This window comes from Jatrophihabitans sp. (assembly GCF_035474675.1).
In the GTDB taxonomy this organism is placed as follows: Bacteria; Actinomycetota; Actinomycetes; order Mycobacteriales; family Jatrophihabitantaceae; genus Jatrophihabitans_A.
In genome coordinates this window covers 25,743-50,844 of the sequence record NZ_DATINC010000057.1, presented here as the reverse complement: position 1 = coordinate 50,844, position 25,102 = coordinate 25,743, and the positions used below count along the sequence as shown (strand labels likewise).

Genomic DNA, 25,102 nt, shown 5'->3' with positions numbered 1-25,102 from the left:
GGCACCCGGATCGTGCAGATGGGCTACGGGGCGGCCAGCGGCGAGGGGATGGCCGGCACCGTCGACGACGTGGTGGACCGGGCGCAGGCCGAGATCTACGAGGTGACCGAGCGGCGCACCAGCGAGGACTACGTCCGGATCGAGGACCTGCTCGAGGGCACCCTGGACGAGATGGACCGGATGACCTCCAACGGCGGGGTCGGTACCGGCATCAAGACCGGCTTCGAGCACCTGGACGAGATCACCCACGGCCTGCACCCGGGGCAGATGATCGTGGTGGCGGGCCGTCCGGGGTCGGGCAAGTCGACGCTGGCGATGGACTTCGCCCGGTCGGCGGCGATCAAGCAGCACGCCTCGACGGTGATCTTCTCGCTGGAGATGAGCAAGCAGGACATCATGATGCGGCTGTTCTCGGCCGAGGCCCGGGTGAAGCTCAACGACATCCGGTCCGGGCGGATGACCGACGAGGACTGGCGCAAGATCGCGCTGCGGTCCTCCGAGCTGGCCGAGGCACCGCTGTTCATCGACGACTCGCCCAACCTCACCATGATGGAGATCCGGGCCAAGTCGCGCCGGCTCAAGCAGCGCCACGACCTGAAGCTGATCGTGATCGACTACCTGCAGCTGATGACCTCGGGCAAGCGGGTGGAGTCCCGGCAGCAGGAGGTCTCGGAGTTCTCCCGGGCGATGAAGCTGATCGCCAAGGAGCTGGAGGTGCCGGTGGTGGCGCTGTCCCAGCTCAACCGTGGGCCGGAGCAGCGCACCGACAAGAAGCCGATGCTGTCGGACCTGCGCGAGTCGGGCTCGATCGAGCAGGACGCCGACGTGGTGCTGCTGGTGCACCGGGAGGACATGTACGAGCGGGAGTCGCCGCGGGCCGGTGAGGCGGACATCATCATCGCCAAGCACCGCAACGGCCCGACCGGCCAGGCCACGGTCGCCTTCCAGGGCCACCTGTCCCGCTTCGTGGACATGCCCTCGTGAGCCAGCCCATCCGGCTGGCGACGTCGCCGCCGTATGCGGACTACCTGCGCGACCTGACCTGGCCCGAGGCGGCGGCCCTGCTCGGACCGTGAAGTCGATCGGGGCCTGCGCTCAATGACCGGCTAGGCAACGCTGCGGACCCGCCGGCTCGTCCTGGTGGCGCTGGCCGAGGAGCATCTGGAGTACGAGGTGGAACTCGACTCCGACCCTGAAGTGATGCGCTACCTGGGCAACGGGACGGCTCGTACCCGTGCGGAGGTGGAGCGCTACCACCGCGCAACGATGCCCGTCAGGTCGGGCTGCTGAGTGGCAGGGTCAGCTCCACCGAGGTGCCCGATCCGGGTGGGCTGCGCAGCACCAACTCGCCGCCCAGCGCCTCCACCCGGTCGGTGATGCCGACCAGCCCGGAGCCGCGAGCCGGGCTTGCGCCGCCCCGACCGTCGTCCCGCACGCTGACCCGCAGCACCCCGTCGCGAGCGGCGCCGGTGACCCGGATCAGGGAGGCACCGGCGTGCTTGGCGGCGTTGGTCAGCGCCTCGGCCACGACGTAGTAGGTGGCGACCTCGACCTGTTCGGCCAGCCGCGAGGTCACCTCCAGCTCCAAGTGCACCGGAACGGGGCAGCGGCGTGCCAGCGTCCTGAGCGCGGGTCCGAGGCCGCCCTGGACGAGGATCGCAGGGTGGATGCCCCGGGCGATCTCGCGGAGCTCGTCGAGGGTGCTGACCAGCCCCTGGGCGACCTGCGCGAGGTCGGCGCGCAGCTGCACCAGCTCGCTCGGTACCGCCTCCCGCATGGCCTGCAGGTCGATCGCCAGCGCGACCAGCTGCTGCTGCGCGCCATCGTGCAGGTCGCGTTCGATGCGCCGGCGGGCCTGGTCGGCAGCAACCACGACACGCTCCCGGGAGGCGGCCAGGTCGGCGCGGTTCTTGGCGTTGGCGATCGCGGTCGCGACTAACGCGGTGAAGTCGGCCAGCCGCGCTCCGGTGTTCGACGGCAGCGCGTGCAGGCCCGAGGCGACGATCATCGCGCCCCACAGCCGACCCTCGACGGTGATCGGCGCGCCCACCGCCGAACCCACCGCGTCGTCGCCGGGCGGCTGGCTCTCGATCCGCTGCGTCGTGCCGGTCCGCGCGATCAGCTCGGTGACCCGCTCGACCGCTGGTGGGTACCCGGTGGCCGGGCCGGGCGTCGACCTGGCCCACTGGCCCATCACCCGGGTGCTGCCGTCGTCCTGGTAGTGGCGCATCACCGCGAGGTCGGCACCGAGCAGCTTCCCGACCTCCGCCGAGATCAGCGCGTCGAGCTGTTCCCGGGTGGTTTCCTGCGCCACCAGCGTCGCGACGCGGCGCAGCGCACCCTGCTCCTTGGCCAGGCGTGCCGAGGCCCGGGCGGCTCGTTGCGAACGCGCGGCCAGTTCGCTGACCGCGACTGCGGTGATCACGAAGACCACCAGCGCGATCCAGTTGCCCGACTCGTCGAGGCTGAGCTGCCGGCGGGGCGGCACGAACAGGTAGCCGAACGTCAGGATGCTCAGCACGCTGACCGCAGTGGCGAACACCGTGCCCCACAGCACCGCGACCGGTACCACGGCCAGCAGGTAGAGCACGCCCAGTGCCAGGACCGGGGCGTGATCTTCCAGCACCTCGACGGCCAGGCTGATCGCGGCCACCAGTGCCGCGCTGGCGGCGGTTGCGCTGCTCCACCGGCGCAACCGGGATGCCGAGGCGCCCGGGTCGTCCGTGCCGGCCCACCGGGTCAGCGAGCGCCAGGAGCGCGCGATCCCGGCCGGAAACCGCTCAGCGGGCATGGTGGGCTCCGGGTGAGCGTGCCACCACTCGGGGCGTCCGGCAGCCGCCCGCCGCCCGGCGGCCAGCCTGCTCCAGGCCCGACAGACAGTTCCCAACCACCGCACCCGCGAGCGCCGGTGCTCTCACGAGACTCAAATTAGCCGAGTGGTCACCGCGCGGCCATTGCCGCTGCCCGGGTGGTCCCACTTGCGTCAGAAGAAGGCGGTCGTCCCAGCGGCAACGGCAGGTTAGGTTCTCTCCTATGACTCAGGCGTGCAATGGACGGGAACCCGCGACGGCCCGCTCGGACCGGCGCGGACGCGCGAGCTGAGTGAGTCGTCGTGAGTGGGCTGCGCGTAGTTCTTGCCGAGGACGACATCCTGCTGCGAGAAGGCATCGCCAGCCTGCTCCAACGCTCCGGCTTCGACGTTGTCGGCCAGGTCGCCGACGCCGCCGCGCTCCTGTCGCTGGTACGCGGCTCGCCGCCCGAGCTGGCGATCGTCGACGTCCGGATGCCGCCGGGCTACCTGACGGAGGGGTTGCAGGCTGCTCGTGCCATCCGCGAGGAGTTCCCCGAAGTCGCCATCCTGGTGCTGTCCGCGCATGCCGAGGTCGAGCACGCCATGGAACTGCTCGCCGGCGGCCGCAAGATCGGCTACCTGCTCAAGAGCCGGGTGACCGACATGGCCGAATTCGTCGAAACCCTCGAGCGGATCGCGCGGGGCGGCTCGGTGGTGGATCCGGCACTGGTGCAGGAGCTGATCTCCGCGCGGCGCCGCAACGATCCACTCGCGCTGCTCAGCCCACGCGAACGCGAGGTGCTCTCGCTGATGGCAGAAGGGCGTTCCAACGCCGGCATCGCCCGGCGGCTGTGGGTCAGCGAAGGCACCGTGGAGAAGCACGTGCGCAACATTCTGACCAAGCTGGGCCTCGGCGAGACCGGCGACGACCACCGGCGGGTGCTGGCGGTCGTGACCTTCCTCGACGCGCACTGAGTCGCGGCAAACCCTCAATTCCCCTGCAGGAGCAGGTGGATCGCCGCCGCCGAGAGGGCGGCCTTCGGCAGGAAGCCGAGCACGGTGCTGGCCGCGATGAGGTCGCGGTAATCCTGCTCGGCATGCGTCGAGATGAGGATGATCGGTGAAGCGGTCTCGCGCTGCAACCGCCGGGCCACCTCGAAACCGCTCTCGCCGCCGAGGTCGATGTCCAGCAGGGTGACGTCGGGCCGCAACTGCTGGGCCAGCCGCAGCGCGTCAGGCCCGTTGGCGGCCACTCCCACCACCTGAAGACCCTGACGCTCCAGCAGTGCGCTGGCAGCTTCGGCGAACCGCCGGCTGTCGTCCACGATCAAGCAGCGCACCATGGCCTCACTCTGGTCGCTTCCGGCAACCGCCGCATTCCTGTTACCCGGAAACCTGGTTCGGTCCACGGCGGCGGTAGGGCTACCCAGGCGCCGCCGTCGCGCTGGAGGTGGAAGTCGTTGTGAAAGGGGAGGGGGCGTGCGCCCCCTCCCCTCCCGGACACCGAGGAGGCTCGGTGTCCCGCAACACGGATGGCATAACGTGGGTCAGCCACTGAGGTCGGGGGTTACGGCCGGTGTCGGACCGTCTCAGTGGGGCCACGCGGGCAGTGACATCACCAAACCCGTCACTGCTCCAGCCATCCGCGGCGTTCGGGCCTGCCCCGCAGCCGCGGCATCACGACGCGTCCCGGCGTTGCACGAGGTTGCGCAGGTTCTCCAGCCGGGCGATCTCGTACACCCAGTACTGCGCCTCGCTCTGGTTTCCGGCGAAGAAGGCTGTGATGTAGCGCAGCCGATCGTGCGCGATCCGCTCGTCGATCTCGGCAACGGTGCCGGGCGGCTGCTGGTCGGATAGTGGCCGCTGTTGGGTCATTGCTGCCTCCAGGCAGGAAGAGCTTCGAGCCAGCTCGGTGCGGGCACCGGCGCCAGCCGGTCGACCACGCGAGTGCATACCTCAACGATCCCCTGCGGAGGCACAGCTGTCGTGGGGGGCTGCGCCCAACTTGACTACCAGCCAGCAGGAAGTGGCAGCTGGCAACGACGGCGGAGATGACGAAGCCGGCCAGGGAGGCTCGGTCAGAATGCAGGGCATGACCTTCGTCATCCCGCTCGGCCCCGGCCAGCTGCTCACCACCGAACGGCTGGTGGCGGTTCCTCGATGACCAGCCAGGCAACGCTGCGGACCCGCCGGCTCAGCCTCGTTCCGCTGGCCGAGGAGCACCTGGAGTACGAGGTCGAACTCGACTCCGATCCGCAGGTGATGCGCTACCTGGGCAACGGGACGGCCCGCACCCGCGCCGAGGTGGAGCGCTACCACCGCGCCCGGCTGGCCGCGGCCGAGCAGGTGCCCGGGCTCGGGTTCTGGGCCGGCTTCGCCGGCGAGCGGTTCGTCGGCTGGTGGATCCTCGAACCACCGCAGCGCGCCGACCAGGGACCGGTCGAGGGCCAGGCCGAACTCGGCTACCGCCTGCTTCGTCGGTACTGGCGGCAGGGCCTGGCCAGCGAGGGCGCCCGCGAACTGCTCCGGCACGGCTTCGAAGACCTCCACCTGCACCGGATCTTCGCCGAGACGATGGCGGTCAACGAGGCCTCCCGGGCGACCATGGCGTCCGCCGGGCTGCGCTACGTACGCACCTTCACCGCCGACTGGGACGAGCCGATCCCCGGTGCCGAACACGGCGAGGTCGAGTACGCGATCACCCGCGAGGAATGGCTCGCCCTGCCCAGGTAGACCGGGGTAGTCCGACGCAGCGGTGGTGGGCGGGTACTACGACGAAGGTCTTATCGCGCGCCGATGTCCTACCAGCCAGATTTCCGTACGGCCACCGTGGCGGCCCTGGTGGCCGCCGCCACGCCCGCAGCGGGTGGGGCGTCCCGGCCCGGCGGAGCAACCGACTAACCCCGGCCGGGCAGTGGGAACACCATTAGGATGCCGGCGTGAATCTGGCGGTAGCGAGATGAGCGCCGCGGCGCAGGGCCGCACCGGTGTCAGCCTGGGCGCGCTGACCAGCGCGGGCCTGTTCACGCTGCCGGGCTTCCTGACCGAGGCCGGCTGCGCCGAACTGTGCTCGGTCATGCGAAGCGGTGCGACGGTCACGGCGACCATCGCCCGTGGCGGCCGGGATCACGTGCTGGACACCCGGATCCGCCGTACCAGCGGGGTGTTCGTGCCGGCGCAGCTGCAACACACGATCAGGGCGGGCCTGGCGGCGCTCCGTCCCCGGCTGGCCGAGCATTTCCGGGTCGCGCTGGGCGATCCTGAGGAACCACAGTTCCTTGCCTACCGAAAGGGTGACTTCTTCCGCCCGCACCAGGACAACACCAGGGACCCGGGGTTGCCGGCGTTCATCCGCCGCCGTCGGGTCTCGGTGGTTCTCTTCCTCGGCCGGCAGACCCGGCTGCCCGAGCCGGACAGCTACTGCGGCGGCGAGTTGACCTTCTTCCGACTGCCCGGCCTGCCCGGCGACGACGGGATCCGGGCCCGGCTGTGGGGACAGCCGGGCCTGCTCGTCGCATTCGGCAGCGGGCAGTTGCACGAGGTGGCCCCGGTTACCCACGGCTTCCGGGCAAGCATGGTGACCTGGTTCCCAGAGCCCTGACCGGACAGTGGTCGTCGTCGGGCACCCGATCCGCGCGGGGGCCGCCGGGCCTGGACGGAGCAGGTGGGCAACGATTCCCGCCGGGCGGATTTCCCGCTACTCTCTCGGCACGTTGGCGGCCCGTTGAAGGGAAGCGACATGGGGATTGAGCCCGGTTTTCATGACCAGCTCAACGACGTGGTTCGGATCGACCGCATCGAGGAGATCGACTCCCACCTCGGCGTCGCGATGATGGGCTTCTTCCGGCGCCTGGGTATCAGCCACCTGTATCCCGAACGAATCGTCCCCACCATGGAGGGCGGGGGCTCGCGGGTCTACCTGGCGGCTCGGGACCGCCCCTGGCCGCCGTGGGGGCTGGGCGCCCGGGCCATCGGGGCGCTGTGCCAGGTGCATCCGGTGGGCAGGAACAGCTACGCTATCTCACCCGTCTACACCGCGGACGAGGACGCGACGAACATCGGCATGATCGCCGCCGTCTACAAGGAGGCCCTCGAGAACCTCAGCGAGGCCCAGGGCGCTGAGGTGAACTACCTGGTCGTGCAGGACTCGCGGTTCGCCGACCGCCTGCTGCGCGGCGTGGGCTTCTCCCCGAGCGATGACCTGCAGGTGACCGATCAGGCGAGGTACCGCTTCTACCGGACGGAGGCGGGAAAGCTGGCGAAGGCCCTCAGCCTGGACCGGATCAGCGTTCCGGAGCTGCTCGCCCACCAGATCGAGGACTCCGTCCTGGATCGGTTGTCCGGCTACTTCGCCGGCCTGTACCTGGCCACCGGCCAAGGCCGGTTCACCGATCGGGTGGTGCATGAGATCGTCTGGATCGACGGCGGCCTGTTCGACAGCGACCGTCCGGGGCTCGCGCCGCCGGATGCTTTCCCGCCTGGTTCGCCGGACGAGCTACGGTCTGCGCCGCCGGATGCTTTCCCGCCCGGTTCCCCGGACGAGCTGCGGTCTGCGCCGCCGGATGCTTTCCCGCCCGGTTCGCCGGACGAGCTGCGGCTGGCCCCGCCTGGTGACATTCCGGGCCGAGCAGGTATCGCTCCGCCCGGCAACGTCCCGGACTGGGGTTTCGCCCCGCCCGGTGGCCCGCCGGACGAGCTGGGTTTCGCCCCGCCCGGTGGCCCGCCGGACGATCTCGCCCGGCCGGACGACGGCTCCCCGTCCGAGTAGCGCAGGCACGGTCGAGCGCCTATGCCTGCGATTCATGCCACCCCGGTACCGCGCTACTCCTGCTTCCTGAGCGAAGAGACCGGCGGCGGCCCCGACGCTGCCGGGCTGCGGGTGGGCACCGGCGTGGAGGTGCAACTCGGCTCGACGCCCTCGCACCGGCTCATGCAGGCAACCCCGCACCGCAATCGCTTCCTCGGCGGGTACCCGCTGGTGTGGGTGAGCCATCCGGTGACCGGGTTCGCCGCGCCGTACTGGACCCCGCGGTCATGGGGCGCTGCCCTGGCCCAGCTCCGGCCAGGCAGGCCCGCGCCATCCCTCCCGGCGCCGATGGTGCCTGCCCTGCGGGCGGTGGGCGCGCTGACCGGCCCCTCCGTGCCGAATGACCAATCGCAGGAGCACGCGTTCGGTGCCGCAGCCGAGCACTTCCGGACCTTCTCCCACGCAACCGTGTCGGGCTTGGTGCCGCAGGCGCATCTGCGGGCGCTGGCCGACTACCAGCGCGCGCTGGTCGGCAGTGGCCAGGTGTCGCTCGGCGACGAGCAGTGCGGCCGGCGCTACGGCATGTACAACGAGCCGATGGCACGCTTTCTGCTCCACCAGCTGGCAGGCGCGGTGTCGCGCGTGGTGGGGAAGCCGGTGTTGCCGGCCTACTCGTACTCCCTGATCTACGAGGCAGGTGCGGTGCTGGCGCCGCACATCGATCGCGAGCAGTGCGAGTACACCGTCAGCCTGCTGATCGAGGGCACCGCGGAGGGCACTTGGGAGCCCTGGCCGCTCTGGCTGAAGGTGGCCGGGAAACCCGTGGCGGTGCACCAGCTTCCCGGGGACGCGCTGGTCTTCGCCGGCCGTCGGTTGCCGCACTGGCGGGACCGGCTGCCGGACGGCCGCACCTCGACCTCGCTGCTGCTGCACTACGTCGACGAGACGTTCACCGGCGTGCTGCGCTGACCGGGAACAGCACCGTGCTCGGCACCTGGCCAAAGGAAGACGAGTGGCCGCCGGCGCACGGTTACCGGTCGGTCAGGCGGTTCAGCACCGCGGCGGCGACCGTGCCGTAGGCCAGGTGCGGCAGCACGTCGCTGATCCAGTCGGCGGCCGACCACGATCGCGGGTCGGTCACGCCCAGCACCGTCATCGGGCCGTTGCCGGCCAGCAGCGCGGCGGCGCCGGCCACAGCGGCGCCCGGCAGCAAGCGGGGCCGCCAGCCGGCCGCCTGCGCCACTCCGAGCACGGCACCGGCGCCGACCCCGGCCAGGATGCCGGTGAGCGCGCCCAGGCCGCTGACCCGGTTCGGCCGGGTATCGGAATCGCCCGGGATGGTCAGCGGAGACCGCGCGGCCAGCTTCTCGACAGTGTCCTCCGGGGTGCTGCTGGCCGGCCGCCCCCGCCAGACCATGTCCAGGTAGGTAGCGGCGTTGAGCGCGGTCGTTCCGGCGGCGCCGGCGGCCGCGCCAGCGAGAAGTCCGGTACTGAGCTTCACGAGGTCACCTCGAGGGCCACGAGCTTGGGCGCGCTGACTGCTCAGCTCCTCATCGACCGTACCCGCCGGCCCGGGCGCTACCCTCGCCGCCATGACCGGTGACGATCGGCTGATCAGGCCCGCCGTCGCCACCGACGCGCCGGCCTGCGCGGCGATCTATGCGCCGTACGTGACCGACACCGCGATCTCCTTCGAGACCGAGCCACCGTCGGCGGAGGAAATGGCCCGCCGGATCGAGGCCGCCACCCGCGCACACGCCTGGCTGGTGCTCGAAGAGGCCGGTCGGGTGGTCGGCTACGCCTACGCCGGCCCGTTCAACCCGCGCGCGGCCTACCGGTGGTCGGCCCAGGTGAGCGTCTACCTCGAACCCGGCCGGCAGCGCCGCGGCGGTGGCCGGGCGCTGTACCAGGCGCTGCTGTCCCGGCTGGCCGAGCGGGGCTTCCGCACCGCGCTGGCCGGCATGACGCTGCCCAACGACGCCAGCGAGGGGCTGCACCGGGCGCTGGGGTTCATCCCGGTCGGAACATACCGTCGGGTCGGTTTCAAGCACGGCCGCTGGCACGATGTGGCCTGGGTGCAGCGGAGCATCGGCGACGACGACACCGATCCGCCGGCCGAGCCGCGGTAGTGCCTGGCGCTATCTCGGCGAAGAACGGCCGGGCCGGCACTTCACCGGCCGCTACCCGTTACGGCAGGGTAACGCCATGACAGCTGAGCAGTACCGGGCCGAGTTCGACGCGACGGTCACCTTCTCCAACGGCGGCGGCCTGCGGGCCGAACGATTCCGGGTGGACGTCCCCGGGCCCGACACGTCCGAGCGGCAGGTCACCGAGCTGTTCGTCGCCTCGCTGAACCTGCTGATGGTCGAGCGGGTGGAACTGACGGCCTTGCGGCTGTTCGCCGAACCGCACAAGGGCACCCGTGGCGGCCCGAGCGACCTGCCGGCCGCGCCGGCCACCGGGGGCGGCACCCTGGTCGAGCTCAGCCACCCGATCGAGGCCGGCATGGTCACCTATCCGGGGCTGCCGGCGCCGGAGATCGTGCCGCACCTGACCCGCGAGGCCTCCCGCGAGCTGTACGCGCCGGGCACCGAGTTCGCGATGGACCGGATCAGCATGATCGGCAACACCGGCACCTACCTGGACAGCCCGTACCACCGCTACCCGGACGGGACGGACCTGGCCGGCCTGCCGCTGTCCGCGCTGGTCGACTTGCCCGCGGTGCTGGTGCGGACCGCCGGCAGCGGGATCCGAGCCGTCGACGTGGGCGCGCTGGCCGCCGTCGAGGCGCGCGACCGGGCGGTGCTGCTGCACACCGGCGGCGACCGGCACTGGGGCACCCCGGACTACGCCCGCGACGCGCCGTACCTCACCGAGGCCGGGGCCCGCTGGCTGGTCGAGCACGGTGCCCGGCTGGTCGGCATCGACGCGGTGAACATCGACGAGGCGGTCAGCGGCGGGCCACGGCCGGCGCACACCCTGCTGCTGGCGGCCGGCATCCCGATCGTGGAGCACCTCACCGGCCTGGACCAGCTGCCGCCCACCGGCGCGCGATTCACCGCCGCGCCGCCGCGCATCGCCGGGTTCGGCACCTTCCCGGTACGCGCCTACGCCTGGATCCCGGCCGGGATCAGCCGCCGGTAGTGAACCGTCGGCGCCGGGACCCAGGCGGTAGGGAGGGCACTGCGGAAGGCTAGCAGAATTCGAACACGCGTGCGATTATTTGCGGGTGCGTGAGAAGGCCTCGATCCTGCACGCCGACCTGGACTCCTTCTATGCCTCGGTCGAGCAGCGTGACGATCCCCGGCTGCGCGGCCGTCCGGTGGTCGTCGGCGGCGGCGTGGTGCTGGCCGCCAGCTACGAGGCCAAGGCGTTCGGCGTCCGGACCGCGATGAACGGCCGGCAGGCCCGGCAGCTGTGCCCGGACGCGGTCGTGGTGCCGCCCCGGATGGGCGCCTACTCGGCTGCCAGCAAGGCGGTGTTCGAGGTGTTTCGCGACACCACGCCGGTGGTGGAGCCGATGTCGATCGACGAGGCGTTCCTCGACGTCGGCGGCCTGCACCGGATCACCGGGTCGCCGACCGAGGTCGCGGTCCGGCTGCGGCAGCGGGTACGCGACGAGGTCGGCCTGCCGATCACCGTCGGGGTGGCCCGCACCAAGTTCCTAGCCAAGGTGGCCAGCGGGGTGGCCAAGCCCGACGGCCTGCTGGTGGTGCCGGCCGACGCCGAGCTGGCGTTCCTGCACCCGCTGCCGGTGGAACGGCTCTGGGGCGTCGGCCGGGTCACCGCCGAGAAGCTGCGTACCCGCGGCATCTGCACCGTCGCCGAACTCGCCGAGGTGGACGAGCGGTCGCTGCGGGCGATGCTGGGCGGGGCGTCCGGACGGCACCTGCATGCCCTCGCGCACAACCGGGACCCACGCCCGGTCACCGTCGGCCGGCGGCGGCACTCCATCGGCGCGCAGGCCGCGCTGGGCCGGCGCCGGCTGTCACCGGCCGAGCTGGACGGCCGGCTGATCGTGCTGGTGGACCGGGTCTGCCGGCGGCTGCGCACCGCCGGCCGGTTGTGCCGCACCGTGGTGCTGCGGCTGCGCTTCGACGACTTCAGCCGCGCTACCCGCTCGCACACGCTGCCCACCGCCACCGACGACACTGCCGTGCTGCTGGCAGCGCTGCGCCGGCTGCTGCAGGCCAACGCCGGCCTGGTGCGCGAGCAGGGCATCACCCTGATCGGGGTGACGCTGGCCAACCTGGACAACGCCGACGCCGTCCAGCTGGAGCTGCCGTTCACCCGGCGCAGCCCGCTGGAGCTGGACTCGGTGGTGGACCGGGTCCGCGACCGCTACGGCACGGCGGCGATCACCCGGGGCGTGCTGCTGCACGTCGACCCGGGCCTGACCGTCCCGCTGCTGCCGGACTAACCCCGCTCGCAGCCGATACCGTCGCCGTCCCGGTCGAGGTCGTAGGGGTCGCTGCCGGTCACGTAGACCGGGCCGTGCACGTAGCGCGGCCCGTTGCCGGTTCCGCTGCTGCAGTCGATGTCGCCGTAGCCGAGCGGGATGCACGGGCTGTAGCCCGGCTCGCAGCCGGACGCCTGGGCCGGCGGTTGGGCGGCAGCCGACCGGGACGCCTCAGCCGCTGCCGATCGGGACGCCTCAGCGGCGGCGGCCGACCGCGACGCAGCGGCGGCACTGGCTGCGGCAGCGGAGCGGGACGCGGATGCGCTGGCGGCAGACCGGGACGCGGCGGCAGAGCGCGATGCCGCGGCAGACCGGGACGCGGCCGCCGAGCTGGCCGCCGCGGCGGACCGGGAGGCTGCTGCCGCGGCGCTGGCGGCCGCCGAGCGGGATGCCTCTGCCGACGCCTGCTCGGCCGCCCGGCTGGCCGCGGCGACCGCCTCGGCCGATGCCGAGCTGCTCCCCGGGGCGCTCGACAACGGCGAGCCGGCGGGTGCCGCATGCAGCTTGGCCGGCCCGGACCGGTCGGCAGAGGAGGGCGCCTGGGGCAGGGCGAACAGGAGCAGCACGAAGGCGACCACGGCGCCGAGGATCCAGAACCGGATCGAGCGCCGGGCGGCCCAGGCCTGCATGCTGGAGAAAGTCACGGGAACAGTCCTTCGAAGACCTACTTATCGACAATGCAAAGTAACCGGACAGCGCAGCCCAGGCACGCGGCTTAACAAATTTGTTACACATCCCTCCACGAGCCAGGCGAGCGACGGCTGCCGCATCCCCACCCCGCGCGGGGCGGGAACCGCCGACCGGGGCTGATTCAATGGGCACTCCGCAACTCCCGAGAGCCGAAGGGATCGCCGGTGTCCGAGCGCTGGTACAAGGAAGCGGTCATCTACTGCGTCGAGGTCGACACCTTCGCCGACTCCAACGGTGACGGCTGCGGTGACCTGCCGGGCCTGATCAGCCGGCTGGACTACCTGGCCCGGCTCGGGGTGACCTGTATCTGGCTCAACCCGATCCATCCCTCGCCGCAGCGCGACGGCGGCTACGACATCAGCGACTACTACGGCGTCGACCCGCGGCTGGGCAGCCTCGGCGACTTCGTGGAGCTGGCCACCCAGGCCCGCTCGCGCGGCATCCGGCTGCTGCTCGACCTGGTGGTCAACCACACCTCCGACCAGCACCCGTGGTTCGTCTCCGCGCGCAGCGACCCGGACTCGCCGTTCCGCGACTTCTACGTCTGGAGCGCCGACGAGCCGCCGGACCGCCGGCAGGGCATCGTGTTTCCCGGCGAGCAGACCGAGACCTGGTCGTGGGACGAGGTCGCCAAGCTGTGGTACTACCACCGCTTCTACGACTTCCAGCCCGACCTGAACTGGGCGAACCCGGCGGTGCGTGCGGAGATCAAGAAGGTGATGGGCTTCTGGCTGCAGCTGGGCGCGTCCGGGTTCCGGATCGACGCCGCGCCGTTCGTGCTCGAGCAGATCAGCGCCGGGGTGGACCCGGGTCCGATGGACTGGGCCATCCTCGACGACTGGCGCCAGGACGTGCAGTGGCGCAACAGCGAGGCGGTGCTGCTGTGCGAGGCCAACGTGGGCCCCGAGGAACTGCCCAAGTACTGCTCGGCCGCCCCGGACGGCCCCAACGACCGGGCGCACATGATGTTCGCCTTCGCCCTCAACGCCCGGCTCTGGCTGGCGCTGGCCCGCTGCGACGCCGAGCCGCTGATCGAGGCGCTGGGCAGCCTGCCCAAGCTGGCGGCGATGGCCCAGTGGGCCACCTTCCTGCGCAACCACGACGAGCTCGACCTGAGCAAGCTGACCGACGAGCAGCGCGGCGACGTGTTCGCCGCCTTCGCGCCCAAGCCCGAGATGCGCCTGTACGGACGGGGCATCCGCCGCCGGCTGGCGTCGATGATGAACGGTGAGCAGCGCAGGATCCGGCTCGCCTACTCGCTGCAGTTCACCATGCCCGGCACCCCGGTGCTGCGCTACGGCGAGGAGATCGGAATGGGCGAGGAGCTGAAGCTGCCCGGCCGGCAGGCGATCCGCACCCCGATGCAGTGGGACGCCAGCCGCGGCGGCGGGTTCTCCACCGCCGGAGTGGACAAGCTCGTCCGGCCGCTGCCGGCCCGCGGCGCCTACACCGCCAAGCGGGTCAACGTGGAGGACCAGCGGACCGACCGGCAGTCGCTGCTGCGCTGGTTCGAGGAGATGATCCGGGTGCTGCGCGAGTGCCCGGAAGTCGGGGTGGGCCAGCCCAGCGTGCTCGACGCGGCGCTGCCCCGGTCGGTGCTGGTGCACCGCTACGACGCCCCCGAGGGCACCATCCTGCTGCTGCACAACCTCGCTGACTCGCCCGTCACGCTGGATCTCAGCAAGGCCGACCTGGGCATCGACCGGAAGGGCAAGAAGCCGTACGAGGTCTTCTCCGACGGCGAGTACGAACCGCCGGCGAGCAGCATGGCGCAGCTGCGGCTCAACGGCTGGGGGTACCGCTGGATCAGGCTGCGCCGTGGGGCGGCAGCCTGATCCAGCGGGCGGGGCCCAGCGGCCAGCGGCTGGACCCGCTGGCAGCCGGGCTCAGCGGCCGGAGGAGTGCTCAGCCGGCCGAGGCGGCCAGGCCGGCCTTGACTGCGGTGGCGATCCGGACCACCCGGCGGCCCTGGTAGGCGCCGGCCTCGCGTGCGGTGTCGTCCACCGGCAGGTCGCCCTGGCCGGCGACGTGGCTGGTGCCGTACGGGTTGCCGTCGGCGAACTTGACCGGGTCGGTGTAGCCGGGCGCGACCACGATGCCGCCGAAGTGGTGGATGGTGTTGTAGAGCGCCAGCAGGGTGGACTCCTGGCCGCCGTGCTTGGTCGAGGTCGCGGTGAACCCGCTGTAGACCTTGTCGGCGAGCAGGCCCTGCGCCCACAGCGGGCCCAGGGTGTCGAGGAACTGCTTGAGCTGCGAGGCGACGTTGCCGAACCGGGTCGGCGAGCCCAGGATCACCGCGTCGGCCCACAGAATGTCCTCGCCGCTGGCCACCGGCACGTCCTGCGTCTCGGCGGCGTGGCTGGCCCAGCCGGCGTTGGCGGCGATCGCCTCGGCCGGGGCGAGCTCGGCCACCTTGCGCAGCCGGACCTCGGCGCCGGCCTTCTCGGCTCCCTCGACGATGGACTTGGCCAGCTCGTACACGGTGCCGGTCGAGGAGTAGTAGATGACGGCGACCTTGGTGGGTTCGGACATGAAGACAACGCCTTTCGGGTGCGCGGGCAGGAAGTCGAACGTTCGCTTGAACGCTCAATCAACTCGGGAGAATTCCCCGCACCCGACGGGAAGGTGCCGGGCGGCTCAGCCGGCTGCCGGGTACCAGCGCGCCGTGCCGCGTACCCGCAGCCGGACCGCGGCGCCCCGGGCGGGGGCGTCGATGCCGGTGTGGCGCAGGCTGATCACGTCCGCCCCGGGCCCGTCCAGCCGGATTCGCACCATGGCGTCGTGGCCGTAGTAGTCGAGCCCGGTGACGGTGCCGGACACTCCCGCATCGTCCGCGCCGCCCGGCCCGCTGCTCAGCTCGATCTGTTCCGGCCGCAGCAGCACGCTGCCGGAGCCCGGCCGGGGAGCCGGCTGCTGGACCGGCACGCTGCCCAGCGCGCACTCGGCGACCGACCCGGCCAGCACGCCGGCCAGTACCACCGCGTCGCCGACGAACGCGGCGGTGTCGAGGTCCACCGGCTGCTCGTAGATCTGGCGCGGCGGCCCGATCTGGGTCAGCAGGCCGGCGCGCATCACTGCCACCTGGTCGGCGAAGGACAATGCCTCGGACTGGTCGTGGGTGACCAGCAGGGTGGTCACGCCGCGCTCGGCCAGCGCCGCGGCCACCGCTGCCCGGGTACTGGTCCGCAGCCCGGCGTCCAGCGCGCTGAACGGCTCGTCCAGCAGCACCAGCCCGGGCCGGGGAGCCACCGCCCGGGCCAGCGACACCCGTTGCTGCTGGCCGCCGGACAGCTGGTCGGGCCGGCGGCCGGCCAGCGCCGGGTCCAGGTTCACCAGTTCCAGCAGCTCGGCGATCCGGGCCCGGGACCGGCGCTCGGCCCGGGGCAGCCCGAAGGCGATGTTCTGTGCCACCGTCAGGTGCGGGAACAACGCCCCGTCCTGGGCGACGTAGCCGATGCCGCGCCGGTGCGGCGGCACCCACACCCCGGGCCCGCAGACCTGCCGGTTGCCGATGGCCACCGATCCCGGCGCCGGCCGCTCGAAGCCGGCGATCACCCGCAGCAGCGTGGTCTTGCCGCACCCGGACGGCCCCACGATGGCGGTGGTGGTGCCGTCGACGATGTCGAGGTCGATGCCCCGCAACACCTCCACCCGGCCGTAGGAGCTGTGCACCCCGCGGACCGTGAGCGCGCTCACCGCCCGGCCATCCGGTGCGACTGCACCAGCAGGAACCACGACACCGGCATCGACAGCACGATCATCAGCAGCGCGTACGGCGCCGCACCGGCGTAGTCGATCGCCGAGCTCGCCGACCAGAACTGGGTCGCCAGCGTCCGGGTGCCGGTCGGGGCCAGCAACAGGGTGGCGGTCAGCTCGGTGACCACCGCCATGAACACCAGCGCGGCGCCGGCGCCCAGCGCGGGGGCCAGCAGCGGCAGGGTGACCCGGCCGAACAGCCGCAGCGGCGAGCTGCCCAGCGCCTGGGCCGCCTCGTCCAGCTCGGGCGGGACCTGCTCGATGCCGGCCCGCAGGCTCACCATCGCCCGGGGCAGGAACAGCAGGGCGTAGGCGGTCACCAGCAGCAGGGTGCTCTGGTAGACGGGGCGGGCGTAGCGGATCGCCACCGTCACGAAGGCCAGCGCCACCACGATGCCGGGCATGGCACTGGCCAGGTAGGTGCAGCGCTCCAGCACCGTCGAGCCCCAGCTCCGGTGGCGCACCGCGAGCCAGGCCACCGGCAGCGCGACCGCGGCCGTCAGCACGGCGGCGTATCCCCCCAGGACCAGCGTGCTCAGCAGTGCCGGCAGCAGCTCCGGTGCCGTCCACAGCCCGCGGCCGCCGTGCGCCAGCCAGCGCGCGACGCTGACGAACGGCACCCCGATGGCCAGCGCGCAGACCGCCGCGCTCGCCAGCAGCGCCGGCCCGGTGGCCCGTTCCAGCCGTACCGGGCGGGCCGGCCGGGCGGCGCCGGAACCCAGCCGGGCGTAGCGGCCCCGGCCGCGCAGCAGCACCTCGACGGTGATCAGCAGCAGGCACAGGCTCACCAGCACCGCGGCCAGCATGGTCGCCGCCGCGCCGTTGAAGGTGGACTGGTACTGCTCCATGATCGCGGTGGTGAAGGTCGAGTACCGGATCATCTGCAGCGCGCCGTACTCGGCGAGCAGGTGCAGGCCGACCAGCAGCGCCCCGCCTCCGATCGCGACGCGCAACTGCGGCAGCACCACCCCGGCCAGCACCCGGGCCGGGGAGTGCCCGAGCGATCGGGCCGACTCCTCCAACGCCGGGTCCAGCCGCCGCAGCACCGCCGCCACCGGCAGGTACACGAACGGGAAGTAGGCAGCGGTGGTGATCAGCGCGGCGCCGCGCAGCCCCTCGATCGAGGGGTACAGCGAGACCCAGCCGTAGCTGGTGACGAAGGCCGGGACGGCCAGCGGCAGCGCGAACAGCACCGCCCACAGCCGGCGCAGCGGCAGGTCGGTCCGCTCCACCAGCCAGGCGGCCGACACCCCGAGCAGCACGCTGCCGGTGACCGTGCAGGCCACCAGGCCCAGCGTGTGCCGCAGCAGCTCGCCGACCCGGGGCCGCACCAGCAGGGCGTAGGCCTGGTCCCAGCCGGTGGCGACGGTCTGGGCCAGCACGTAGCCCAGCGGGACCAGCGAGAACACCGCCACCACGACGGCGGCCAGCAGCACCCCGGCCGGGGCCCGCCGGGACCTGCCGCGACCGCCGCCCGGCCGGCCGGCACGGGGCCGGGCAGCCGGGCGGGCGGCAGGGGTCAGGGTGGCGGGCACGGACGGATGCTAGAGAATGCCGGCCTCGGTCATCATGTCCACGACCTCGGGGCCGTTGAGCTTGGCCTCGTCGATGTCCGGCGCGCCCAGCTCGGACAGCGGCTTGAGCGCGGCGTTGGCGGCCACCCCGCTGCCCACCGGGTACTCGTACGACGTGCCGGTCTGCAGCACCTGCTGCCCGGCCTTGCCGGTGACGAACTTCAGGAACTGCTGGGCCTGCGCCGCGTGCTTGCTGGACTTGAGCACGCCACCGCCGGACAGGCTCACGAAGGCGCCGGGGTCCTGGTTGCCGAAGTAGTGCAGCTTGGTGTTCTTGCTGTTCTCCTTGGTCTTGGCCTGGTCGCCGGCCCAGTAGTAGTGGTAGATCACCCCGCCGTCCAGCTGGCCGGCGTTCACGGCCTTGAGCACCGCGCTGTTGCCCTTGTACGGCTCGGCGTTGGTCTTCATCTTTGCCAGCCACGCCTGGGTGGCCGCCGCCCCCTTGAGCTCGCGCATCGCGCTCACGATGGCCTGGAAGTCCGCGCCGGCCGGCGAGGCGCCCCACCGGCCCTTCCAGGAGTCGTCGGCCAGGTCCATCAGCGAGGCGGGCAGTTGCGCCTCGGTCAGCTTGCCGGTGTTGTAGACGAACACGGTCGAGCGGGCCGCGATGCCGACCCACTTGCCGGTGGACGGCTGGTACTGCGGCGGCACCTGGTCCAGCGTGGCGTCCTCGACGTCGGCGAACAGGCCGGCGTTCTCCACCACGGTCATCGCGGGGGAGTTCTCGGTGAGGAAGACGTCGGCGGGCGAGGCGCTGCCCTCCTGCTTGATCTGGTTGGCCATCTCGAAGTCGTCGCCGTTGCGCAGCACCACCTTGATGCCGGACTCCTTGGTGAAGGCGTCCGCCCAAGCCTGGGTCAGGGACTCGTGCTGGGCGTTGTAGACGGTGATCGTGCCGGAGCCCGCGCTCCCGCCGTCATCGGAGCCGGCGCCGCAGCCGGTTGCCAGCAGGGCGGTGGCAGCCACCGGGGCGATCAGCACCCATCGCTTGTTCGAACGCAACGTCAGTCAGCCTTTCCTGGGAGTTAGGTTAGGCATACCTTACATGGGCTGGTAGGCAGTCGAATTCTCGCTCCATGCGATCCGACCGCTTCCGCAGTGAGCCGTGGAACGGACCGGCCGGGCGAAGTTCGCGGGGATGTGCAACAAATCGTCTGCTCATGCGTCTTGCATGCAGAGCGCGCGCGACGACGCCACGAGGTGGGCCCTTGATGGACACGACGGCAGTCTGGCTGGCCGCCGACCAGCCGCCCGGCCCGGTGGACGACCGGCGCTTCGCCGCGCTCTACCGGGCCCAGTGGTGGCCGATGCTCCGGCTGGCCCAGGGCCTGGTCGACGACGTCAGCTCCGCCGAGGACGTGGTGCAGGACGCCTTCGCCGGGCTGTACCGCACCTGGAACTGCGCGAACCTGATCGCCGACAGCCAGGCGGCGGTCCGGTACCTGCGGGCCAGCGTGGTCAACGGCGCGCGGTCCACGCTGCGCCGGCGCCGGACGGTGCGGGCCTGGCTCGGCGGGTTGCGCGAGGCCGTCGAGCACGCGCCGGCGGCCGACGAGTCTTCGCTGCGGTCGGCCGAGCAGGAACTGGCCCGCCAGGCGCTGGCCGCGCTGCCCCGCCGGCAACGCGAGGTGCTGACCCTGCGGTTCCTCGTCGACCTCACCGATGCTGAGATCGCGGAGGCCACCGGCATGTCGCCGGCCCACGTCCGGTCCGCCGCCAGCCGGGGCATAGCCACCCTGCGCGCTCTCCGGGGAGAACTGTCGTGACCGACCTCGACACCACCATCAAGGAGCTGGTCAACTCCGCTGTCGACGCCGAGCTCGCCGGGCACCGGATGGTGCCCGAGTTCGACCGGCTGGCGCTCATCGAGCGGTCCAGGCCGGCAGGTGGCCTGCGGCAGTGGGCGCTGCCGGTGCTGGCGGCCTCGCTGGCAGCACTGCTGGCCGCCGGCATGATCCTGGCCATCACGATGAACCGGGAGCCCGGGCTGCGCCGGGCCCACGTCCCGGCGACCCCGTCGCCGTCCCGGTCGGCGCTGCCGACGGCGTCCTTTCCCGAGGCGAGGGGCGTTCCGGAGGCGGAGGACGTCGCCGGGGTGACTGTCGTGCCGGCAACGGCCGACGACGCCATCCTGTACGGGGATCCCCAGGATTATTACTATTTCTCACCCACGATCGCCGAGTACCCCAGTCCGGAGCCGGCCCCGGGCGAGCCGTTCGAGTTCACCGTGAAATACATCGCCGGACGGAACGCCCCTGAGGTGGCAGTGTTCTCCTCGGAACTTCGGGGGGTCAGCACCGGCGCCTGCCCCGGGCCCTTCCTGGCGCGCTCGGTGCACACCTATCTGCTGCACTGCCGGGCCGTCTACCGACCGGGTGGTGACGGTCAGCTCGTAATCTCCTATCACGCTGCCGGGTCCGAAGGCGGGCTCGCGCTGCCGCTGCAGGGATTCTCGGTGGCGCGGGACCGGGCAGCTACCCGGTTCGCCGAGGCGACGGCCGGCGTTCCGGAGGCCACCGAGGTGACCGGGGTGGCGGTCGGGCCGGCGTCGGCCGAGCATCCCGGCTACACCGGCCTGGGCGGGCCGGCCCGCGAGCTCGCCGGCACCACGGTGGTGCCGGGCCGCAGCTATCCGTTCACGGTGGACTACATCGTGGCCTCCGACGGCGATCCGGTGGCCATCCTGTCGGTGACGCTGGGCGACGTCGCCACCGGACGGTGCCCGAACCCCTTCCTGGTCCGGGCCGGGCACACCTACCGGATCTCCTGCCAGGTGACCTTCCGGACTCCGCAGGCCGGCCAGCTGGAGATTGCCAGCCAGTCGGTGATCGGCCGGCAGACCCAGACCTCGCCGCTGCTCGAGCCCAACCCCTGAGGCCGCCGGCTGCTCTAGGGGGCCGGGATGTCGGCGGCCCGCAGGGCCAGGGCCATGAACGCGTCGGCCCGGCGCTGGTCGCTGGTGCGGGGCGCGAAGCGGCCCCGGGCCATGGCATCGGCGTCCATCAGGATCAGCTCGGCCTCGACCCGCATCAGCGCCCGGACCAGCGGGCAGTTGGCGGGCAGGTTCATGCTCAGCCGCACCACACCGTCGGCGGCCGGGGTCAGCCGGGCTTCCACCAGCGCGTCGAGCAGGTCGTCGCGTCGCTCTCCGGCCACGAGGTCGGCGCCGTAGTCGTGCATGCCGGGGAGCCTAGGCCGACCGGCCTGCGGTGCGCAGCAAAGTGATGCTTTCGAAGCCCCGCCACCGGGTGAGTGCAGCCCGCCACCGGGTCAGTGCAGGCAGAACTCGTTGCCCTCCGGATCGGCCAGCGTGATCGCGTAGTGGTCCAGGCCGTCCTGGGCCAGCTCGGACAACCGCCGGGCGCCGGCCGCCTCCAGCCGGCGCGCCTCGGCCTGGATCCGGCGGCGCCGCTCGGCCAGTGGCACCTGGTGGCCGCCGCCGATCTCCAGGTCCAGGTGCAGCCGGTTCTTGATCTGCTTGGCCTCGGGAACCAGCTGGAACCAGATCCGCGGGCCCTGGCCGTCCGGGTCGACCACCGAGTCGCACAGGTCGTGGTCGGCGATCTCCTCCTCGGGCACCCCGATGCCGCGCAGGAACTCGTACCAGCTGTCGAAGCCGGCCGGTGGCGGCTCGGGCACGTAGCCGAGCACCTCGCACCAGAACCGCACCATCAGGACCGGGTCGTGGCAGTCGACGGTGACCTGGAATCGGGTGGCCATGGTGCTGGATCCTGCCCCATCCCGGACCGGCTCGCGTCCTTGCGAGGTACGGGCTCAGCTCTTGTCGATGTGCGCGCAGCTGGGCAGCCCGTAGCCGTTGAGGTAGGCCTGCACGACGTCGCTGTGGTCGGGCACTGCCGACAGGTCGCTGACGGCGGCCTGCACCGCGGCGTCGTCGTGGGCGTCCAGGGCCTGGAGCAGCGCCTGGCCGGCCGGCTTGAAGGCGTCGTAGTCGGCGCGCTCGGGGATCAGCCAGTTCTTCTCGAGCTGGGCGCGCTCGGCCGTCCGGGCGACCAGCGTCTGGGCGTGCGAGAGGTAGACCGGCATGATCCGCAGCACGCCGGTCACGTAGACCCGCATGGCGGCGTCGTCGGTCGGAGCGGGCAGCGCCTGCAGCTGGGCGTCGACCGCCGAGCACATCGCGTTGGCGTCGATCAGGAAGTCCGGCTTGGAGATCACGTCGCGGGGCGAGCCTGCCGAGGTGGAGGCGAAGGCGGGCGCGGACGGGCCGATGACGGCGCTGCTGGAGGCCGACGGGCTCGGGCTCGTGCCGGGACGCGCGGCCGGGGACGAGCCGCCGCAGCCGGTCAGGACGACGCCCAGCACCACTACCGGCGCGAGCCATCCGGCCGTTCTGGTCATGCGAGGTCTCCTGTCCGCGGGCAAGATCCCATTCTGCCCCTCGGCCCGCGGCAGCGGTCCACCGGCGGCAGCTCAGTCGGCAACCGGGCCGGCCAGGTCCCAGCCGGGCACGTTCATCTTCCGGTGGACGTCCCGGCGGTGCACCGGCTCGCCGCACTCGGCGCAGGTCCAGGACGCGTGCAGCACGTGGTCATGGTGCAGCAGGGTGATCGGTGGTGCCGAGTCGACGGCCCAGGCGTCGCCCCACTCCAGCAGCGCCTGCAGCACCGGGGCCAGCGCCCAGCCGGCGGGGGTGAGGTGGTAGTCCGAGCGGGGTGGCGACTGCTGGTACTGGCGCCGTTCGAGCACCCCGGCGTCCACCAGCACCTTGAGCCGGGCGGCCAGCCGATCGCGCGGCGCGCCGGTGTTGCGGGCGATCTCGCTGAAGCGCCGGTTGCCGAACATCACCTCGCGCACCGCCAGCAGCGACCACCGGTCCCCGACGAGCTCCAGCGCGGCGGCGGCCGAGCAGGGACGTCCGGGCAGGGCGGTCGGGTCGATGCGGGAGGTCGGAACGGCGGTCACACATTCAAGGTTGGCATATCAAACCGAGGACCGCTACTGTTCGGCTCATGTCAGTAGGGAAATCAAACCCAGGCGTTGCCGCCCGCGGTTACGTGATGGCCGTAGTGGTGACCGCGGTCTTCATGACCAACCTGGACCTCTGGATCGTCAACGTCGCGCTGCCGACCATCGGCACCGGCTTCTCCTCCGGTGGCCGGCCGCCGAGCCTGGCCGACCTGTCCTGGGTGCTCAACGGCTATGCGGTAGGACTGGCCGCCCTGCTGGTGGCCGCGGGCCGGCTCGGCGACCGGATCGGGCACCGCCGGGTCTTCCTCGCCGGCGTGGTGGTCTTCACGGTCAGTTCCGGGCTCTGCGCGCTGGCGCCCAACCTGCCGGTGCTGATCGCCGCCCGGGTGCTGCAGGCAGCCGGGGCGGCGGCGCAGCTGCCCACCTCGCTGGCGCTGCTGATGGTGGTGTTCCCGCCGGAGCGGCGGATGGCGGCCGCCCGGGCCTGGTCGGCGGTCGGCGCGCTGGCGGCCGCGGCCGGGCCGGTGATCGGCGGCCTGCTGGTGGTGCACAGCTGGCGCTGGGTGTTCCTGGTGAACCTGCCGGTGGGGCTGCTGTCGCTGCTGGCGGGGTTGCGGGTGCTGCCGCACCCGCCGGCCCGGGAGCGCGAGCCGTGGCCCGACCTGGCCGGGGCCGCGCTGGTCACGGTCGCGGTCGGCAGCCTCACCGGCGCGCTGGTGCAGGCCCCGGTCTGGGGCTGGTCGTCGGCCGCCACCCTGGCCCTGCTGGGGCTGGCGGCCGCCGCGACGGCGCTGTTCCTGCGCCGCAGCGCGGTGCACCGGTCACCGCTGTTCGAGCTGAGCCTGTTCCGGGTGCCGGGCTTCGGGCTGGCGAACACGGCCACCTTCGTGTTCGGGGCCGGCTTCTCGATCATGCTGCTGTCGGATGTGCTGTGGTGCCAGGAGATCTGGCACTACTCGCCGCTGCGCACCGGCCTTGCCCTGGCCCCGGGGCCGGCCATGGTGCCGGTGGTGACGCTGCTGTCCAGCCGGGCGGTGCGCCGTCGCGGCAGCGCCCCGGTGGTGGCGCTCGGCTCGGCGCTGTTCGCGGTGGCCATGCTGATACAGGCCGGCCGGCTGCACACCAGCCCGTCCTACCTGACCGGCCTGTTGCCCAGCATGCTGATCGGCGGTGCCGGGGTGGGCCTAGCGGTGAGCACCCTGATCGCCGCCGGGGTCACCGCGCTGCCGGCGCAGCGCTCGGCGACCGGCTCGGCGATGATCAACGCCGGCCGGCAGATCGCCAGCGCCGTCGGGGTGGCGTTGCTGGTCACCCTGGTCGGCGTGCACATCGACGCCGCCAGCCGGGACGAGTTCCGGCTGGCCTGGCTGGTCGCGGCCCTGCTCGGGGTGGTCACCGGGATGCTGGCGCTCGGGCTGCCCCGCCCGGGTGCCGCCGTCGCCGCCCCGACCGGCGTGGTCACTGCCCCGGTCGGCACGGTCGGCTCCCCGGCCGGCGCTCCGGTGGTCGGCGCTCCGGTGGCCGTACCCGGCCGGTCGGCTCCGGCCGGCCCGTCCGGGGCCTAAAATGGCAGCCATCATGACCGCCGCCGGATTCGCCCTGTTCGACACCGCGATCGGGTGCTGCGCGCTGGGCTGGACCGAGGCCGGGATCGTGGACGTGAACCTGCCGGATGCCAGCCCCGACGCCACCCGCCGCCGGATCGCCCGCCGGCTGGCCGGCAGTCGCGAGCAGCCGCCACCGCCGGCGGTCCAGCAGGTGATCGAACGGATCGTCGCGCTGTTCGACGGCTCGAAGGACGATCTTGCCGACGTCGAGCTCGACCTGTCCGGGGTGCCCGACTTCCACCGCGAGGTCTACCGGGTGACCCGTGGCATCCAGCCCGGGACCACGCTGACCTACGGGGCGATCGCCGCCGAGCTGCAGCAGCCGGGCGCGGCCCGGGCGGTCGGCCGGGCGCTGGGACACAACCCGTGCCCGATCATCGTGCCGTGCCACCGGGTGCTGGCCGCCGACGGCTCCATGCACGGCTTCTCGGCGCACGGCGGGGTGGCGGCCAAGCGCCGGATGCTGCAGCTGGAAGGCGCGCTGCCACCCGACGAGCCGACCCTGTTCTGAGCATCCGGGCCACCCCGTCGCGGGCCGGCCGCCCG

At 72.3% G+C, this 25,102-nt stretch carries 29 protein-coding genes; 16 read left to right on the top strand and 13 right to left on the bottom strand.

Going from position 1 to position 25,102, the window contains the following annotated elements:
* Together dnaB and VLJ82_RS06750 are read left to right on the top strand one after the other, a co-directional pair.
* On the top strand, positions 1 to 984 hold a 984-nt coding region (dnaB, locus tag VLJ82_RS06755; RefSeq protein ID WP_408662564.1), incomplete at its 5' end, for a replicative DNA helicase.
* A gap of 156 nt (positions 985 to 1,140) precedes the next feature.
* Entirely contained in the window at positions 1,141 to 1,290 is a 150-nt protein-coding gene (locus VLJ82_RS06750; RefSeq protein WP_408662563.1) for a hypothetical protein, read from the top strand.
* Here the strand turns inward: VLJ82_RS06750 and VLJ82_RS06745 are convergent.
* Positions 1,274 to 2,791 (bottom strand): DUF4118 domain-containing protein, encoded by a 1,518-nt coding sequence (locus tag VLJ82_RS06745; protein ID WP_408662562.1) that lies wholly within the window; start codon positions 2,789 to 2,791, stop codon positions 1,274 to 1,276. The genes VLJ82_RS06750 and VLJ82_RS06745 overlap by 17 nt on opposite strands.
* Before the next feature lie 321 nt (positions 2,792 to 3,112).
* On the opposite strand from VLJ82_RS06745, the gene VLJ82_RS06740 reads away from it, so the two are divergent.
* Positions 3,113 to 3,766 carry a response regulator gene (locus VLJ82_RS06740; protein WP_408662561.1) on the top strand — a complete coding sequence of 218 codons (654 nt, stop codon included), beginning with the start codon at positions 3,113 to 3,115 and terminating at the stop codon, positions 3,764 to 3,766.
* 14 nt (positions 3,767 to 3,780) lie between these two features.
* Here the strand turns inward: VLJ82_RS06740 and VLJ82_RS06735 are convergent, their stop codons facing one another.
* A complete protein-coding gene (locus VLJ82_RS06735) occupies positions 3,781 to 4,134 on the bottom strand; it encodes a response regulator transcription factor (protein ID WP_408662560.1) in 354 nt (117 codons plus the stop codon).
* Positions 4,135 to 4,468: 334 nt separating this feature from the next.
* Positions 4,469 to 4,666 carry a hypothetical protein gene (locus VLJ82_RS06730; protein ID WP_408662559.1) on the bottom strand — a complete coding sequence of 66 codons (198 nt, stop codon included), beginning with the start codon at positions 4,664 to 4,666 and terminating at the stop codon, positions 4,469 to 4,471.
* Between the two features lie 130 nt (positions 4,667 to 4,796).
* Here VLJ82_RS06730 and VLJ82_RS06725 point away from each other — a divergent pair, with 130 nt between their 5' ends.
* The 5 genes from VLJ82_RS06725 to VLJ82_RS06705 all read left to right on the top strand — a co-directional run bounded on the left by VLJ82_RS06725 (position 4,797) and on the right by VLJ82_RS06705 (position 8,507).
* On the top strand, positions 4,797 to 4,955 hold the full coding sequence (locus VLJ82_RS06725; RefSeq protein WP_408662558.1) for a hypothetical protein: 159 nt from the start codon (positions 4,797 to 4,799) through the stop codon (positions 4,953 to 4,955).
* On the top strand, positions 4,952 to 5,524 hold the full coding sequence (locus VLJ82_RS06720; protein WP_408662557.1) for a GNAT family N-acetyltransferase: 573 nt from the start codon (positions 4,952 to 4,954) through the stop codon (positions 5,522 to 5,524). The genes VLJ82_RS06725 and VLJ82_RS06720 overlap by 4 nt, the downstream gene beginning before the upstream one ends.
* Positions 5,525 to 5,750: 226 nt before the next feature.
* Entirely contained in the window at positions 5,751 to 6,392 is a 642-nt protein-coding gene (locus VLJ82_RS06715; RefSeq protein ID WP_408662556.1) for a 2OG-Fe(II) oxygenase, read from the top strand.
* A gap of 138 nt (positions 6,393 to 6,530) precedes the next feature.
* Positions 6,531 to 7,559, top strand: coding sequence for a hypothetical protein (locus VLJ82_RS06710; RefSeq protein ID WP_408662555.1), 1,029 nt, complete (start codon positions 6,531 to 6,533; stop codon positions 7,557 to 7,559).
* Between the two features lie 21 nt (positions 7,560 to 7,580).
* Positions 7,581 to 8,507 carry a hypothetical protein gene (locus VLJ82_RS06705; protein WP_408662554.1) on the top strand — a complete coding sequence of 309 codons (927 nt, stop codon included), beginning with the start codon at positions 7,581 to 7,583 and terminating at the stop codon, positions 8,505 to 8,507.
* A 61-nt stretch (positions 8,508 to 8,568) separates the two neighbouring features.
* On the opposite strand, the gene VLJ82_RS06700 is transcribed toward VLJ82_RS06705, so the two are convergent.
* The gene (locus VLJ82_RS06700; protein ID WP_408662553.1) at positions 8,569 to 9,039 is read right to left on the bottom strand and encodes a hypothetical protein; all 471 of its coding nucleotides are present in this window, start codon (positions 9,037 to 9,039) and stop codon (positions 8,569 to 8,571) included.
* Between the two features lie 91 nt (positions 9,040 to 9,130).
* Here VLJ82_RS06700 and VLJ82_RS06695 point away from each other — a divergent pair, with 91 nt between their 5' ends.
* The 3 genes from VLJ82_RS06695 to dinB all read left to right on the top strand — a co-directional run bounded on the left by VLJ82_RS06695 (position 9,131) and on the right by dinB (position 11,958).
* The gene (locus VLJ82_RS06695; protein WP_408662552.1) at positions 9,131 to 9,667 is read left to right on the top strand and encodes an arsinothricin resistance N-acetyltransferase ArsN1 family B; all 537 of its coding nucleotides are present in this window, start codon (positions 9,131 to 9,133) and stop codon (positions 9,665 to 9,667) included.
* A 76-nt stretch (positions 9,668 to 9,743) separates the two neighbouring features.
* Positions 9,744 to 10,682 (top strand): cyclase family protein, encoded by a 939-nt coding sequence (locus VLJ82_RS06690; RefSeq protein WP_408662551.1) that lies wholly within the window; start codon positions 9,744 to 9,746, stop codon positions 10,680 to 10,682.
* A 79-nt stretch (positions 10,683 to 10,761) separates the two neighbouring features.
* Complete coding sequence (dinB, locus tag VLJ82_RS06685) at positions 10,762 to 11,958, top strand: DNA polymerase IV (RefSeq protein WP_408662550.1); 1,197 nt, start codon at positions 10,762 to 10,764, stop codon at positions 11,956 to 11,958.
* On the opposite strand, the gene VLJ82_RS06680 is transcribed toward dinB, so the two are convergent.
* Positions 11,955 to 12,641, bottom strand: coding sequence for a hypothetical protein (locus tag VLJ82_RS06680; protein WP_408662549.1), 687 nt, complete (start codon positions 12,639 to 12,641; stop codon positions 11,955 to 11,957). The genes dinB and VLJ82_RS06680 overlap by 4 nt on opposite strands.
* 210 nt (positions 12,642 to 12,851) lie before the next feature.
* Between VLJ82_RS06680 and VLJ82_RS06675 the strand changes: the two genes are divergently transcribed.
* Positions 12,852 to 14,522, top strand: coding sequence for an alpha-amylase family protein (locus tag VLJ82_RS06675; RefSeq protein ID WP_408662548.1), 1,671 nt, complete (start codon positions 12,852 to 12,854; stop codon positions 14,520 to 14,522).
* Positions 14,523 to 14,592: 70 nt separating this feature from the next.
* Here the strand turns inward: VLJ82_RS06675 and wrbA are convergent, their stop codons facing one another.
* The 4 genes from wrbA to VLJ82_RS06655 all read right to left on the bottom strand — a co-directional run bounded on the left by wrbA (position 14,593) and on the right by VLJ82_RS06655 (position 19,025).
* On the bottom strand, positions 14,593 to 15,219 hold the full coding sequence (gene wrbA / locus VLJ82_RS06670; protein WP_408662547.1) for an NAD(P)H:quinone oxidoreductase: 627 nt from the start codon (positions 15,217 to 15,219) through the stop codon (positions 14,593 to 14,595).
* A gap of 105 nt (positions 15,220 to 15,324) precedes the next feature.
* A complete protein-coding gene (locus VLJ82_RS06665) occupies positions 15,325 to 16,383 on the bottom strand; it encodes an ABC transporter ATP-binding protein (RefSeq protein WP_408662546.1) in 1,059 nt (352 codons plus the stop codon).
* Positions 16,380 to 17,978, bottom strand: a complete 1,599-nt coding sequence (locus VLJ82_RS06660; RefSeq protein WP_408662545.1) for an ABC transporter permease — start codon at positions 17,976 to 17,978, stop codon at positions 16,380 to 16,382. The genes VLJ82_RS06665 and VLJ82_RS06660 overlap by 4 nt, the downstream gene beginning before the upstream one ends.
* Before the next feature lie 9 nt (positions 17,979 to 17,987).
* A complete protein-coding gene (locus VLJ82_RS06655; protein ID WP_408662565.1) occupies positions 17,988 to 19,025 on the bottom strand; it encodes an iron ABC transporter substrate-binding protein in 1,038 nt (345 codons plus the stop codon).
* Between the two features lie 203 nt (positions 19,026 to 19,228).
* On the opposite strand from VLJ82_RS06655, the gene VLJ82_RS06650 reads away from it, so the two are divergent.
* Both VLJ82_RS06650 and VLJ82_RS06645 read left to right on the top strand, forming a co-directional pair.
* Positions 19,229 to 19,783 carry a sigma-70 family RNA polymerase sigma factor gene (locus VLJ82_RS06650; RefSeq protein ID WP_408662544.1) on the top strand — a complete coding sequence of 185 codons (555 nt, stop codon included), beginning with the start codon at positions 19,229 to 19,231 and terminating at the stop codon, positions 19,781 to 19,783.
* A complete protein-coding gene (locus VLJ82_RS06645; RefSeq protein ID WP_408662543.1) occupies positions 19,780 to 20,892 on the top strand; it encodes a hypothetical protein in 1,113 nt (370 codons plus the stop codon). Before VLJ82_RS06650 ends, VLJ82_RS06645 begins: the two co-directional genes overlap by 4 nt.
* Before the next feature lie 14 nt (positions 20,893 to 20,906).
* Here the strand turns inward: VLJ82_RS06645 and VLJ82_RS06640 are convergent, their stop codons facing one another.
* The 4 genes from VLJ82_RS06640 to VLJ82_RS06625 form a co-directional block, all read right to left on the bottom strand.
* Entirely contained in the window at positions 20,907 to 21,197 is a 291-nt protein-coding gene (locus VLJ82_RS06640) for a hypothetical protein (RefSeq protein WP_408662542.1), read from the bottom strand.
* A gap of 90 nt (positions 21,198 to 21,287) precedes the next feature.
* Positions 21,288 to 21,737 carry a VOC family protein gene (locus tag VLJ82_RS06635; RefSeq protein ID WP_408662541.1) on the bottom strand — a complete coding sequence of 150 codons (450 nt, stop codon included), beginning with the start codon at positions 21,735 to 21,737 and terminating at the stop codon, positions 21,288 to 21,290.
* A gap of 54 nt (positions 21,738 to 21,791) precedes the next feature.
* On the bottom strand, positions 21,792 to 22,379 hold the full coding sequence (locus VLJ82_RS06630; RefSeq protein WP_408662540.1) for a hypothetical protein: 588 nt from the start codon (positions 22,377 to 22,379) through the stop codon (positions 21,792 to 21,794).
* 72 nt (positions 22,380 to 22,451) lie between these two features.
* The gene (locus VLJ82_RS06625; RefSeq protein ID WP_408662539.1) at positions 22,452 to 22,943 is read right to left on the bottom strand and encodes a winged helix-turn-helix transcriptional regulator; all 492 of its coding nucleotides are present in this window, start codon (positions 22,941 to 22,943) and stop codon (positions 22,452 to 22,454) included.
* A gap of 95 nt (positions 22,944 to 23,038) precedes the next feature.
* On the opposite strand from VLJ82_RS06625, the gene VLJ82_RS06620 reads away from it, so the two are divergent.
* Both VLJ82_RS06620 and VLJ82_RS06615 read left to right on the top strand, forming a co-directional pair.
* A complete protein-coding gene (locus tag VLJ82_RS06620; RefSeq protein ID WP_408662538.1) occupies positions 23,039 to 24,514 on the top strand; it encodes an MFS transporter in 1,476 nt (491 codons plus the stop codon).
* A 13-nt stretch (positions 24,515 to 24,527) separates the two neighbouring features.
* Complete coding sequence (locus VLJ82_RS06615) at positions 24,528 to 25,067, top strand: methylated-DNA--[protein]-cysteine S-methyltransferase (RefSeq protein WP_408662537.1); 540 nt, start codon at positions 24,528 to 24,530, stop codon at positions 25,065 to 25,067.
* Positions 25,068 to 25,102 lie beyond the last annotated feature (35 nt).